Raw genomic sequence first — 13,770 nt, forward strand, 5'->3', positions numbered from 1 at the left:
ATCTAGCGCCTCACCGGGGTGACGGTGACGGGCGGATAAGCTGTCTGACGTGACTGATCGCTATCTGGTGACCGGGGGAGCCCGGCTGCAGGGTGAGGTCTCGGTGGGCGGTGCCACGAACAGCGTCCTGAAGTTGATGGCCGCCGCGCTGCTCGCCGAGGGCACGACCACATTGACCAATTCGCCGGAGATCGCCGATGTACCGCTGATGGCCGACGTGCTGCGTGGGTTGGGCGCGACGGTGTCCATCGACGGCGACACCGTTGTGATCGATGCACCCGCCGAGCCGAAGTACCACGCCGACTTCGACGCGGTGAAACAGTTCCGCGCCTCGGTATGTGTGCTGGGACCGCTGATGGCGCGTTGCCACCGAGCGGTCGTCGCACTTCCTGGTGGGGACGCGATCGGGTCGCGACCGCTTGATATGCATCAGGCCGGCCTGCGGGCTCTCGGCGCACACAGTGCGATCGAGCACGGTTGTGTGGTTGCTGAGGCAGACGCGCTGGTGGGTGCGCCCGTGGCCCTGGAGTTCCCGTCGGTCGGGGCCACCGAGAACATCCTGATGGCCGCAGTGCTCGCCGACGGGCAGACCACGATCGACAACGCCGCCCGCGAGCCGGAGATCGTCGACCTGTGTGTGATGCTCTCGCAGATGGGTGCTCGCATCGAAGGTGCCGGTACCTCGACGCTGACGGTGACCGGCGTCGATCGTCTCCATCCCACCGAACACCGGGTGATCGGCGACCGGATCGTCGGCGCCACCTGGGGGATCGCCGCCGCGATGACCGGCGGTGACGTGACGGTTCGCGGGGTCGCGCCCGCGCATCTACAGCTTGTCCTCAACAAACTGGTCGACACCGGTGCACGGGTGGACACCATGCCGGACGGGTTCCGGGTACGTCACGAGGGCAGGCCGACCGCGGTCAACGTGTCCACCCTCCCGTTTCCCGGGTTCCCGACGGACCTGCAGCCCATGGCCATCGGACTCGCGGCGGTCGCCGACGGCATGTCGGTGATCACCGAGAACGTATTCGAGGCACGCTTCCGTTTTGTCGAGGAGATGGTGCGCCTGGGGGCCGATGCCCGCACCGACGGACATCACGCCGTCGTGCGAGGTATCGAGCGTCTCTCGAGCGCCCCGGTGTGGTGTTCGGATATCCGAGCGGGCGCCGGATTGGTCCTGGCCGGCCTCGTCGCCGACGGGGTCACCGAGGTGCACGACATCGAACACATCGACCGCGGATACCCGAACTTCGAGGAAAACCTCACCCGGCTCGGTGGCGGCATCGAGCGGGTCCGGGGATGAGCGCGGATCCGGCCGGTGAGGTCGACATCGCCGCGTGGGCGAGTCGTTTCGATCTGTTGTCCGATCCGCATCGCCTCGAGATCCTGTTGGTGCTGCACCGTACGCCCGGCATCATCGTCGGTGATCTCGCCGCCGAGGTGGGACGGACCGAGACCGCGGTGTCGCAGGCCCTGCGCGTGCTGCGGCACCAGGGGTGGGTGACCTCCACCCGACAGGGCCGTTCGGTCAGCTACCGACTCGAGGACGAGACCGTTCATCAACTCCTGCACTGGATCGGGGCCGGCCACCACGAGTCGTGAGCCGTGCCGATCCGAATCGACATGGCGCCGTCGAATTGTGGTCAGGACCACACCTGACCGGTCGGACAGTCTGAGCACCTCAACATCTGAATAAGTAGACAGATGTGATGTCCGCTTTTAGTGTTTCCCGTATCGCGCCGTCCGGGCGTGTACCTCCAGGGATCTCGAAGGGCACTGCTCATGTCCACCACCCCAGTCGCCATGCATATGAGCGACGGCATCATCAACGCACCGACCTCGCTGCTGTTCGGCGTCATCGCCGTGGTCGGCCTGGCCTTCTGTGCCTGGCGTGCGCGCCGCGACCTCGACGAGAAGACCGTGCCGATGGCCGGCCTCGTCGCCGCTTTCATCTTCGCCGTCCAGATGATCAATTTCCCCGTCCTCCCCGGTGTGAGCGGGCATCTGCTCGGAGGTGCTCTCGCCGCAATCCTGGTGGGGCCCTATACCGGCGCGTTGTGTATCGCGATCGTGCTGATCGTGCAGTGCCTGCTGTTCGCCGACGGCGGCATCACCGCCCTCGGAGCCAACCTCACCAACATGGCTCTCATCTCGACGTTCGTCGGCTACGGCGTCGCGGTGGCCGCGTCGCGGCTACTGCGTGTCGGTCGCCGGGGACACTCGGATCACCCGCTCGCCGGCCTGGGCGTGGTGGCCTTCGTCGCGGCACTCTGTGGGACCGTGTGCGCGGCAAGCGGATTCGTCGTCGAATATGCGATCGGTGGAGCGGCGGCGACGTCGATGACCGCGGTCGCGAGCTACATGTGGGGCACGCACCTGTTGATCGGCGTCGGTGAGGGGCTGATCACCGCGGCGACCGTGGTGGCGGTAGCCCGGGCCCGACCCGACCTCGTCTATCTGTTGCGCCGCACCGACTCTCCCGCCACGCTGATCGGAGCACCGGCATGACCGCGACCGGAACCACCGACGATCACGGCGACCGCTCGCCCCGGGTGCATCGCAGGACTTTCCTCATCGCGTTCGGTGTGGTGGCCTTGCTCATCGCAGGCCTGGTGTCCTATCTGGCCAGTTCGTCACCGGACGGTCTGGACTCGACCACCCTGCGCGGGTGCGAGACGACCGAGGTCGACGGTGCCGAGCAACTCACCGGAGACTGCATCGCGCAGCATGCGACAGACCATGCCATGGCGTCATCGCCATTGGCCGACTACAGCTTTCGTGGAATCGGCTACACCAACGGGATCGCCGGGGTGATCGGCGTGGCGATCACCCTCGTGATTGCCGCGGGCCTGTTCTGGATCATCGGCGGCGCTCGACGTGCTCGTACCGGTGTCGCCCGGTCGGGGACCGGATCGGGAGACTGAGTCGATGGGAGCCGGACACGCGCACCCGCTCTACCGCGCCGGCGACTCCGCGGTTCACCGTGCGCCCGCCGAGGTGAAGATCGTCTGTCTGGTCGTCTTCGTGTTCGCAGTGGTGGCCACTCCGCGTGAGATGTTCTGGCCCTACGCGGGTTTCGCGGCGGTTGTGGCCGCGGTGTGGGTCGTCGCCCGGATCTCACCGGCGTGGATCGCTCCGCGCATGCTGATCGAGGTGCCGTTCGTCATCCTCGCGGTGCTCCTGCCCTTCGCCGAAGGGGGTGAGCGCGTCGCCGTCGCCGGGCTCTCGTTGTCGGTGCCCGGGCTGTATGCCGGGTGGGGGATCGTCATCAAGGGCTCGCTCGGCGTGGCGGCGTCGCTGACCTTTGCTGCCACCACGCCGGCGCGGGAGCTGCCGGTGGCGCTGAGCCGCCTCGGTGTGCCCGCGTCGATCACCCCGATCTTCGTGATGATGCTGCGCTACGTCGATCTGCTGTCCGCCGAGATCCGACGCATGCAGATCGCGCGCGTCGCCCGCGGGGACTCACCGCGAGCGATCCACCAGATCGGTGCGATCGCCAAAGGTGTTGGCGCGCTGTTTCTCCGCTCGTACGAGCGCGGCGAGCGCGTCCATCTGGCGATGATGTCGAGGGGTTTCACCGGGACGATCCCGGAGATGCCCGGGGTGGTGGGCACGGCCCGTGCGAGCGCCGGCCAGTGGTTGGTGATCGTGACACCCGCGCTGGCCGCGACCACGATCGCCGCGGCCGCCTGGGTGTTGCGATGACCCCCGCCATCGAGATCGCCGGACTGCGCTACGCCTACCCCGACGGGCACCTCGCGATCGACCATCTCGATCTTGTCGTCGAACCGGGCGAGCGGATCGCACTGCTCGGCCCCAACGGAGCGGGCAAGACGACACTCATGCTGCAGCTCAACGGAGTTCTGCTGCCGAGCGCGGGGGCGGTGAGCATCCACGGGTCCCGCGTGGCCAAGGACACCCTGCGTGAGGTCCGACGCCGCGTGGGACTGGTCTTCCAGGACCCCGACGACCAGTTGTTCATGCCCACCCTTGCCGAGGACGTGGCATTCGGACCGGCCAACTTCGGGGTGCGCGGTGACGAACTCGCCGCCCGCGTCCAGGAGGCACTGGCGGCGGTCTCGATGACCGAGCACGCGGGGCGAAGCCCGCACCACCTGTCCGGCGGACAGCGCCGACGCGGCGCACTCGCCAGCGTATTGGCATGTCGCCCAGACATTCTGGTTCTCGACGAGCCGTCGGCGAACCTCGACCCGCAGGCACGGCGCGAGCTCGCCGACACCCTGCTCACGCTGCACACGACGATGCTCGTGGTCACCCACGACCTGCTGTATGCGGCGCAGTTGTGTGACCGCGCGGTGGTGCTCGACGCCGGGCGGGTGGTCGCCGACGGCGACGTCGACGACATCCTGTCGGATACGGAATTGCTTGCCGCGCATCGCCTCGAGATGCCCTGGGGTTTCGACATCGATGCGGTGCGCCGGGCACGCGCCGCTCAGTCCTCCGCGTGAGCCGACGCGCGCCGGTCAGGGTGACTGACCCTGCGGCCAGCATCGCCCTGACCACTCGGGCAGGGGACGCACTGCCCTTCGGTTGGCACTCGGTGCAATAGGGACGGTTTGGCCTCACAACACTTCTGACACACGGTGTGACGCGCGTAACGTCGCCGGTGCTCAAGTCGGCGTCACGCGGTGTGCGTCGGATGAAGGAGGACAGGTCAGATGCAGGTAGACGAACTACTCAAACCGTTTCCCATCAAGGAGTTTCACCCGTTCCCGCGCGCGATGATGGGCCCGGGCGCGCACGAGATGATCGGCCCCGAGGCCCTCAAACTCGGGTTCAAGAAGACCCTCGTGATGACCACCGGTCTGCGGGGTAGCGACACCGTCCACAAGATCGTGGAGTCGTGCAAGTACCACGGCCTCGAGGTCGTCGTGTACGACCAGGTCGAGTCCAACCCCAAGGACTACAACGTCATGGACGCCGTGTCGTTGTACAACTCGGAGAAGTGCGACTCGTTCATCTCCATCGGTGGCGGTTCGGCGCACGACGCCTGCAAGGGTGCGCGCATCTCGGTCGCGCACGACGGCCGCAACGTCAACGAGTTCGAGGGCTTCAACAAGAGCGAGAACCCCAAGAACCCGCCGCACATCGCGGTGTCGACGACCGCGGGTACCGGGTCGGAGACCTCGTGGGCCTACGTGATCACCGACACCACAACCGATCCCGACAAGCCGCACAAGTACGTCGCCTTCGACGACGCGGCGGTGACCACCCTGGCGATCGACGACCCGGTGCTCTACTACGACTGCCCGGTCGCCTTCACCGCGCAGTGTGGGTTCGACGTGCTCGCCCACGCCTCGGAACCGTATGTGTCGCGCCTGAACTTCCCGCCGTCGATGGGCAACGCCCTGCACGCGGTCCGGATGACGGCCCGTCACCTGCGTGAGGCCACCTGGAACCCGACCGAACTCGCCGGCCGCGAGGGCATGATGTACGCGCAGTACATCGCCGCGCAGGCATTCAACTCCGGTGGTCTCGGCATCATCCACTCGATCAGCCACGCGGTCTCGGCGTTCTTCGACACCCACCACGGACTCAACAACGCCATTGCGCTGCCGCGCGTGTGGGCCTTCAACATGCCGGTCATGTACGACCGCTTCGCCGACATGGCCGACGCGATGGGCGTCGACACCCACGGCATGACCAAGGTCCAGGCCGCCGACGCCGCGCTCGAAGCGGCGATCCGGTTGTTGCGCGACGTGGGCATCGTGGAGAAGTTCGCCGACGTCAAGCAGAACACCTACCCGAAGAACCGTCTCGGTGAGGGCCCGACGAAGTACTACGAGAACCGCAAGGAGATCACCACCGACGCGGCCACCATCGACGCGCTGACCAATCACGTGCTCGGTGACGCGTGCACCCCGGGCAACCCCAAGGAGTGCACCTTCGAGACCGTTCGCCCGGTCGTCGAGCACTGCGTCAACGGCGATCTCGACGAACTGCTCCCGTAAGAGCGGTGCGTCGCCGATGAAGACCGATGTGGGGATGTGTCTGCCCCGAATAGCGTGTCCCCACATCACTACACGCCGGTGGTCACCCGAACGCCCCCAATTCGGGTGATCACCGGCGTGGCCACCGGCCGCCGGCCCACATCCACCAGACCTCAGGAGAGATCGATGCCCACCTCCACCGTCACCACCGACGACACCGTCGCCCCGCATGTCGAAGATGCTGCGAGCCAACCTGATTCGGGTGACGGCTTCCGTGATGTCGACGACGTGGTCGCCCGGTTCGCCGAGGCGGGTTACCTGGCCGATCAACGTCTGGCGACCACCGTCTTCCTGCAGAGCCGGCTCGGCAAACCTGTCCTTCTCGAAGGTCCGGCAGGAGTGGGCAAGACGCAGCTCGCCAAGACCCTGGCGGAGGTGACCGGCCGAGATCTGTTGCGGCTGCAGTGTTATGAGGGTCAGGACGAGACCACCGCGCTCTACGAGTGGGACTACGGCAAGCAGTTGCTCTACACCCAGGTGTTGCGGGAGAAGATCTCTGCGGTGGTCGCCGACGCCGACTCGCTGTCGGAAGCGGTCGACCGCATCGGCGCCGAGGAGAGCGTGTTCTTCTCCGAGCGCTTCCTCGCCCCCCGGCCGCTACTCGAGGCGGTGCGCAGCGAACGCCCGGTCGTCCTGCTGATCGATGAGGTCGATCGCGCCGATGAGGCGCTCGAGGCGGTGCTGCTCGAACTCCTCGCCGAATACCAGGTGTCGGTACCCGAGATCGGTACCTTCGTCGCCAAGCATCAGCCGATGATCGTGTTGACCTCCAACAACACTCGTGACCTGTCGGCGGCACTGAAACGTCGGTGTCTGCACCTGTCGCTCGATTACCCGGACGCCACCCGGGAATTGGAGATCATCAAGTCCAAGAACACCGGCCTGGCCGAGACACTGGCGGCCAAACTCGTGGAGATCGTGCGCGGGCTGCGTGAACTCGACCTGCGCAAGGCGCCGAGTATCTCCGAGGCGATTGACTGGGCGCGGACCCTCGCGGTGCTCGGCGCCGACGAACTCTCCGCCGACATCCTCGGGCAGACCGCCAACGTCGTCGTCAAGTACGACCGCGACCTCACCCGCGCGCTCGACGCCCTGCCCCGGCTGGTGGACCCGAACGCGCAGGTGCCCGATCATCTGCACACCCACGGACATTCCCACGATCACGGCCATTCCCATTCGCACGACGGGCATTCCCACACCCACGACGACGCCCACGAGGGCGAGCACACACACGACGACCCGCACGGTGGTCGCGCCAAACGTGCCGAGAAGGACAAGCCCGGCCGCCACGGTGACGACTATTACGGTTCGCCCGGGGCCAAGAGCGATGCCGGGACCCGGGCGGTGAGTGCCACGCAGGGCAGTCGCTCCTTCGGCGACACCGGCCGTTCCCGCTCGGGTTCGGGTACCCGCCGCAAGCGTCCGTTCTAGGGAGCGGCGTCATGGAAGGAGCGGTCCACCGGTTCGTCCGGCTGCTGCGCTTGCACGGCGTGCGCATCGGCGTCTCGGAGGCGATGGACGCGATGGCGGCCGTCGGCACCGCCGAGATCCTCGCCGATCGTGAACTCATGCGTTCGGCGCTGCAGGCGTGTCTGATCAAGGATCGACGCGACGAGCAGACCTTCGACGAGGTCTTCGACAAGTATTTCTCGTTGCGTCCGGTGCTCGACACCGATGACGGACACGGACATTCGCACAGTCACGACGATCTCTCCGACACCGGTGAGCTCGCCGAGTACACCCTGTCCGACGAGGTGAGCAACACCCCGCAGCAAGGTCACAGTCATGGTCCGCCGTCGAACATTCGGGACTTCTTCGACCCCGAGGACCTCGCCGAGCAGTACAACCTGCATCAGGAGGCCAACAAACTCGACATGGCGTCGTTGACCGACGAGATCGTGCTGTCGGCGGATTCGGTCCCCAACTCCGAGCAGGCCGCTCGCGTGCAGCTGACGGTGTCACGCCTGCACAACCCGGGCCGCCCGGGGGAACTCGTCACCGGCAATCCGACCCAGCTCGACGCCGAGTTGTCGGTGGCGCAGGAGATGGCGCTGCTCGACTGGCTCGATGACGCCGGGGGACTGTCCGGTTCGCAGCCCGACCGCGAGGAGATCGCCCGACTGCGCAGCGCGCTGGCGGGATTGCTCGACGGTTTGCCCGAGAAGCTGCGTGATCACCTCGAGGCGCTCATGGCGACCGACCATGAGATCGAGGACCGTGAGGTGAAGGCGTCGGTGCGCGATGCCATTCACGAGCACGAGCGGGCCAGCCTGGAGGAGTCGATCCGCAGGCTCATCCGATCGCTGCACGGCGCGCCGCGCGCCCGACGCAAACTCGCCGCCCGCGGCACGGTCGACGCGGCCCGCACGATGCGCGCGAATCTGCGATTCGACGGGGTGCCGTTCCGGCCCATCACCGTTGCCAAGGTCGAGGACCGCCCGTCGCTGCTGATCCTCGCCGATGTGTCGTTGTCGGTGCGCAGCGCGGCCCGCTTCACCCTGCAACTCGTGCACGGACTGCAGAGCATGGTGGCCCACGTCCGGTCGTTCGCCTTCGTCTCCGACCTCGTCGAGATCACCGATCTCTTCGCCGAGCACCCTCCCGAGGAGGCGCTGTCGCTGGTCGTCTCGGGCCTGCCGGCCGGCGGTGTGCTCGACACCGACGCCGACTCCGATTACGGCAATGCACTGCAGTGCTTCCTCGACGAGTTCGGTGGTGCGATCACCCGGCGCACCACCGTCATCGTGCTCGGCGACGGTCGCAACAACGGCCGCGACCCGAACCTCGATGCGTTGGAGGAGATCAGCCGCCGGGCCAGGGAGACCATCTGGATCACACCCGAACCCAGCTACTCGTGGGGCCTCGGGTCGTGCGACCTGCCGGCCTACGCCACACTGTGCGACCGCGTGCACGTCGTCCACGACCTCGAGGCGCTCGAGCAGGTCTCGGTCAGCGCATACGGCGCGTGAACCGTCGGTGGCCGCGTAGGATTTCGGCAACGACTGGTGGGTGCGACGAGGTGGGTGAACGGGATGCACGCCGATATCGGTGAGGCCCGACCCGAGGTGGATTCGGAACGGCCACGACTCGCAGCGCGGCCGACGCGGATCCCGGTGGTCAAGTTCCACACTCCCGAGGTCATCGTCGGTCCCGGCGCTCTGGATGAGATCCCCACGGCCGCTGCAGGTCTGGGGATGCGGCGGCTGATGATCGTCTCGGACCGCAACCTGGTGGCCACCCCCTGGTATCCGCGCCTGGCGCAACGTCTGCGGGCGGCCGACCTCAAGGTGGCGTCCTTCACCGACGTCTCACCGAATCCCCGGGCGCCGGAGATCGCGTCGGGCTTCGACCATTACGAGCAGACACGCTCGGACGGAATCGTGGCGCTCGGCGGTGGCTCGGTGATCGACGCCGCCAAGGGAGTGGCCATCCTGGCGGCCAACGGAGGTCACATCCTGTCCTACGAGGGCATCGACCGTGCCCGCAGCCCGCTACCGCCGCTGATCGCAGCCCCGACCACGGCGGGCAGCGGCTCGGACGTGTCGCAGTTCTGCATCGTCAACGACGTGGACCGGATGACGAAGGTGACGATCATCGGGCGCGGATTGGTCCCGAATGTGTCGGTGATCGATCCCCACGCGCTGGCCACGCTGCCGCCCGAGGTGGCTGCGCAGTCGGGGATGGACGCGATCACGCACTGCATCGAGGCCTACGCGTCGCTGGCGCACACCAGACTCACCGACCGCTCGGCGTTGTCGGCCATCGGGACCGCATGGCGATCGATCGAGCGCTTCGTCGACTGTCCCGGTGACCCCGACGCCGGACTCGACATGGCCTACGCCGCCCTCGAGGCCGGGATGGCGTTCACCAACGCCATCCTCGGCGCCACCCACGCGATGAGCCATCCGGTCGGCGGATTGTGCGACGCCGCGCACGGAGCGATCAACTCCGTTCTGCTCCCGCACGTCATCCGGTTCAACGCGGAGACCGACCCGACCCCCTTCGTCGATCTGGCCCTGGCCGTCGGCATCCCGACGGCGTCGTCGGCGTTCGTGACCGCCGAGCGATTCGCCGACGCGGTGTGCGAACTCTCGCGACGGATCGGGATGCCGGCTCGACTTTCTCAGCTGGGAGTCAGCGCCGCACACATCAACGCCTTGACCGCCAACGCGCTCGTCGATGCCTGTATGCGGACCAATCCGCGTCAGCCGACCCCGGCCGACGTCGCGCGTCTCTATCGCGAGGCGTTATGAGTGTCTCCTCGAGGTTCGGCGACCGCGATCTGACGCCCGGCGTGGACGAGGTCGTCGGGTCGGACTTCGATTCGCTGATCGGTTTGCACTCGGTGAAGGGCTCGCACTACGCGCAGTTCCGCGGGGTCGAAGAGCGTCTCGGTCGTGTGGTCGGTGCACTCGACCGCATCTCGCGGGCCCTCGTGCAGACCGCGGAAGGACCGGAGACTCTCGTGCTCTCGGTGGTGCGCGCGGCGGCCGAACACCTCGAGGCCGACTGGGTGGTCTTCGCCCTCTGCGACGGCGAGCTCGACCGCACGGGGCCGCGTCACCTGATGATGGACGGCGACGGCACCATCTATGCCTTCGAGGGCGTGCAGGTCGCGCGCGCGCCGAGCCACCTGCCCGACGAGGTGCTCAACCGTCTCAACGACATCTTGCGCAACCAGCTCGGTGAGCTCGTCCGTCCGGTTGTCGCCGATCACCATCTGCATGTGCCGGTCCACCTCGACGGCCGGGTGGTCGGCGGGCTGTCGGCGTGGACGCCCCCGCGCCACGTGGTCGACTCTGCCGACCTGGTGGTGATGCGCATCCTCGCGCGACAGGCAGTGGTGGCGCTGCTCAATGCGGCACTGCTCGAGGAGAGTCGCCATCAGCTCGCCCGCGCCGAGGACGCCTACGCCAAGGCCCGTGAGCAGGCCACCGACCTGGCGGTGCAGAACGTGGAATTGCAACGCACACAAAGGGAGTTGTCGGCGGTGATGCGACAACGGCTGGTCACCGAGGAGCGCGAACGCATCGCCCGGGAACTGCACGACTCGGTGACGCAGTCGGTGCTGTCGGCGGGTGTGCAGATCGAGGTCTGCCGGATGGAGTGCGACCCGGAGACCGCCGAGCGCCTCGAGGTCGCGGGGACGCTGACCCGCAACGCGGTCGAGCAACTGCGCTCGGTGATCTATGCCCTGAACCAGTCGCCGTCGGTGGAGGGGTTGAGCCTGGGGGAGGTTCTCGACGAACTGTGCTCGATGCACATGCCGGCTGATCTGGAGACCGAGGTGCGGGTGGTCGGCCGGCCCCGTGACCTGCCCGACGACGTGCAACACGCCATTCTGCGCATCGCCGGCGAGGCGCTGTTCAACACCGCGGTGCACGCCGAGGCGACGCTGGCGCGGGTGGTGCTCACCTACGGCGATCACGACGTGAGCCTGACCGTCGACGACAACGGCGTCGGCGACCCGGGACACATGCGTCGCGTGCTGCGTGCGGCGACACTGGGCGATCTGGCGGGGCGACATCGGGGCCTGGCGAACATGTCGGCTCGGGCACGTGAACTCGGTGGTGAGTTCCGGATCCGCCGATCCCGGATGGGCGGCGTGCGGGTCGGGGTGGAGATCCCGGCCGGCACCGTCACCGAATCGACGTCGTTGCGGCGCGCCACCACCGAATCGGTCCGGCGTACCGCCGGGACACGATCGCCACTGCATCAGGAGGTCAGCAGATGAACAACCCCGACATCGCGACGACGGCGGTGCGCACCATGCTGGTCGACGACCACGCACTCCTGCGTGCGGGCATTCGCTCGCTCCTCGAACGGGAGGAAACGATTTCGGTTGTGGGCGAGGCGGATTCGTTCGACCAGGCACTGGCCGAGGTCGAGCGGTCGCGGCCGGATGTGGTCGTCGTCGATCTGAAGTTGACGGCGGGCACCGAATACGAGGGGTTACGGCTGATCACCGAGATCGCCGCCCGGCATCCCGAGGTGGCCACTCTGGTGTTGACGACATTCCTCGACGACGATCTCGTGGTGCGCGCGGTGAAGGCGGGAGCACGTGGCTACGTGGTCAAGGACGTCGACACCACCGAGTTGGTCCGGGCCATCCAGTCGGTTTCCGGCGGCGGCAGCGCGTTCGATCCGCGCAGCGCGGCGATCGTGTTGCGCACGGTGTCCGGCGATGGTGGCGGATCGGAAACCCTGACCGAACGTGAGCGCGAGGTGTTGCGGCTTCTCGCCGACGGGATGAGCAACAAGCGCATCGGTACGACGCTGTTCATCTCCGAGTCGACGGTGAAGTTCCACATTCGCAACATCATTCGCAAGCTCGGCGTCAGCAAACGGACCGACGCGGTGTACATCGCCAGTAAGCGCGGGCTGATCTGACGAGGCTCAGCGACGTGGGGTGAGCACCAGCCAACCACCGTGATCGGTGAGGAATTCGGCGCCGGCGTGGTCGGCTGCGTCCGCCCAGGCGTGCAGGTTGTCGGGCCCCAACCGAACGAGATGGCCGAAGTGTTCGCTCGGACGATCCTCATACGGGATCGCGATCACCACGCGCCGACGCGCCACCCGAAGTGCCTCGTTGATGGCCGCGCGCGCCTGCTTCGCGGGGAGATGCTCGAGCAGGTGGATCAACGTGACGGTGTCGACCGAGGAGTCGGGAAAACCGAGGCCGGTGGCGTCGTCAACGGTTGCCAGCACAGCGGTGTCCCGCCGACGTGCGGCCCGGGTCAGCAGGTCGACCGCACCGACGGAGATGTCACATGCGGCGACAGTGAGGCCGTCCTCGGCGCACTGCAGGGCGAAGAAGCCGAAGCAGCAGCCCACTTCGAGCACGCTCGAACCGCTGATCAGGGAACGCGCCCGCCGGTGGACAGGCGCGAACGACGCCGTCCCGTCGCGTAGCGCGCGCAGCGAGTTGTCGTAGAAGCCAGCCCACGCGTCGTCGGCGTGATCGCTGCACGACCGGATCAGACCGACCGCGGCCTCCTCGAACTCCCACTGGCCGCACAACGTGCCGGCATCGATCAGGCCTTCGAGCGCGAGAATCATTGCGTCATCCGAGATCTCGGCGGCGGTGAAGGTGTGGACGAGGTCGACGCGAGCTCCATCCCGGTCGGTGGACCAGGCAACCCGTCCGGCGTGGGGCAGATCCGCCGGCAGTGCATCGACGTGTCGCACCGTGATCCGACGGGCGGTCGGCAGCCCGGCACTCATCGTCGTGACGCTCATGATCACAACGCTATGACCTGGAGTTTTGCCGCGAAACTGCCCGAACGGGTGCATCTGCTGACCGAACGGAGAGGCGATCACAGCCCCCGCATGGCCCAGATCACAATGCTCGCGAGCGGGCCGCACGGCCGGATACGCGAGCTCCGACAGCGGCAGCGAGGCCGCTGACCAGGGCGGATGCACGGTCGGCCCGGAGCTCACCTGGCGATTTGATTCGTGGCACCCGGGTGCGTAACTTATTCGAAGTCAGCGCGCCGCGGCGCCGCCCCGGAGGGCTCCGAGAGGAGTTCGGTAGGGGAGAGGAAACCGGGTAGACGTTGACCGCCCCCGAAAAATCGTTGCCGGCACTGTCATGTGTCGCGATGAGGATGCGGGATCGTCGGGTGCCGATCTGACTGCCAACCGAGAAGGTTGCGGACGGAACAAGCACCTGGTACTCTGGAAGAGTTGCTCCGGAAGGGGTTAACATTTCAGAAACAGAACAAGCTCATCGGAGTTCGCCCTTGTGTGGGGTGGT

General features: G+C 67.1%; 13 protein-coding genes. 12 read left to right on the forward strand and 1 reads right to left on the reverse strand.

Annotated features, from left to right (window positions below):
* The first annotated feature begins 49 nt into the window (after positions 1-49).
* The 12 genes from murA to J6U32_RS13055 all read left to right on the forward strand — a co-directional run bounded on the left by murA (position 50) and on the right by J6U32_RS13055 (position 12,404).
* The gene (gene murA, locus J6U32_RS13000; RefSeq protein WP_208795799.1) at positions 50-1,306 is read left to right on the forward strand and encodes a UDP-N-acetylglucosamine 1-carboxyvinyltransferase; all 1,257 of its coding nucleotides are present in this window, start codon (positions 50-52) and stop codon (positions 1,304-1,306) included.
* Positions 1,303-1,605, forward strand: coding sequence for an ArsR/SmtB family transcription factor (locus tag J6U32_RS13005; RefSeq protein ID WP_208795800.1), 303 nt, complete (start codon positions 1,303-1,305; stop codon positions 1,603-1,605). Before murA ends, J6U32_RS13005 begins: the two co-directional genes overlap by 4 nt.
* A 180-nt stretch (positions 1,606-1,785) precedes the next feature.
* Positions 1,786-2,511 carry an energy-coupling factor ABC transporter permease gene (locus J6U32_RS13010; RefSeq protein ID WP_208795801.1) on the forward strand — a complete coding sequence of 242 codons (726 nt, stop codon included), beginning with the start codon at positions 1,786-1,788 and terminating at the stop codon, positions 2,509-2,511.
* Positions 2,508-2,927 carry a PDGLE domain-containing protein gene (locus tag J6U32_RS13015; protein WP_208795802.1) on the forward strand — a complete coding sequence of 140 codons (420 nt, stop codon included), beginning with the start codon at positions 2,508-2,510 and terminating at the stop codon, positions 2,925-2,927. The genes J6U32_RS13010 and J6U32_RS13015 overlap by 4 nt, the downstream gene beginning before the upstream one ends.
* A gap of 4 nt (positions 2,928-2,931) precedes the next feature.
* The gene (cbiQ, locus tag J6U32_RS13020; RefSeq protein ID WP_208795803.1) at positions 2,932-3,708 is read left to right on the forward strand and encodes a cobalt ECF transporter T component CbiQ; all 777 of its coding nucleotides are present in this window, start codon (positions 2,932-2,934) and stop codon (positions 3,706-3,708) included.
* Positions 3,705-4,472, forward strand: a complete 768-nt coding sequence (locus J6U32_RS13025) for an energy-coupling factor ABC transporter ATP-binding protein (RefSeq protein ID WP_208795804.1) — start codon at positions 3,705-3,707, stop codon at positions 4,470-4,472. Before cbiQ ends, J6U32_RS13025 begins: the two co-directional genes overlap by 4 nt.
* Before the next feature lie 210 nt (positions 4,473-4,682).
* Positions 4,683-5,975, forward strand: coding sequence for an NDMA-dependent methanol dehydrogenase (mdo, locus tag J6U32_RS13030; RefSeq protein WP_208795805.1), 1,293 nt, complete (start codon positions 4,683-4,685; stop codon positions 5,973-5,975).
* Positions 5,976-6,140: 165 nt separating this feature from the next.
* Positions 6,141-7,445: an AAA family ATPase gene (locus tag J6U32_RS13035; RefSeq protein ID WP_208795806.1), complete on the forward strand. Its 1,305-nt coding sequence runs from the start codon at positions 6,141-6,143 to the stop codon at positions 7,443-7,445.
* 11 nt (positions 7,446-7,456) lie between these two features.
* A complete protein-coding gene (locus J6U32_RS13040; RefSeq protein ID WP_208795807.1) occupies positions 7,457-8,983 on the forward strand; it encodes a VWA domain-containing protein in 1,527 nt (508 codons plus the stop codon).
* Positions 8,984-9,046: 63 nt separating this feature from the next.
* Positions 9,047-10,267 carry an iron-containing alcohol dehydrogenase gene (locus J6U32_RS13045; protein WP_208795808.1) on the forward strand — a complete coding sequence of 407 codons (1,221 nt, stop codon included), beginning with the start codon at positions 9,047-9,049 and terminating at the stop codon, positions 10,265-10,267.
* Positions 10,264-11,748 carry a MadS family sensor histidine kinase gene (locus J6U32_RS13050; RefSeq protein ID WP_208795809.1) on the forward strand — a complete coding sequence of 495 codons (1,485 nt, stop codon included), beginning with the start codon at positions 10,264-10,266 and terminating at the stop codon, positions 11,746-11,748. Before J6U32_RS13045 ends, J6U32_RS13050 begins: the two co-directional genes overlap by 4 nt.
* The gene (locus tag J6U32_RS13055) at positions 11,745-12,404 is read left to right on the forward strand and encodes a MadR family response regulator transcription factor (protein ID WP_208795810.1); all 660 of its coding nucleotides are present in this window, start codon (positions 11,745-11,747) and stop codon (positions 12,402-12,404) included. The genes J6U32_RS13050 and J6U32_RS13055 overlap by 4 nt, the downstream gene beginning before the upstream one ends.
* A 6-nt stretch (positions 12,405-12,410) precedes the next feature.
* Here the strand turns inward: J6U32_RS13055 and mftM are convergent, their stop codons facing one another.
* Positions 12,411-13,259 (reverse strand): mycofactocin oligosaccharide methyltransferase MftM, encoded by an 849-nt coding sequence (mftM, locus tag J6U32_RS13060; RefSeq protein ID WP_244332857.1) that lies wholly within the window; start codon positions 13,257-13,259, stop codon positions 12,411-12,413.
* Positions 13,260-13,770 lie beyond the last annotated feature (511 nt).

Source organism: Gordonia polyisoprenivorans (assembly GCF_017654315.1).
GTDB lineage: Bacteria > Actinomycetota > Actinomycetes > Mycobacteriales > Mycobacteriaceae > Gordonia > Gordonia polyisoprenivorans_A.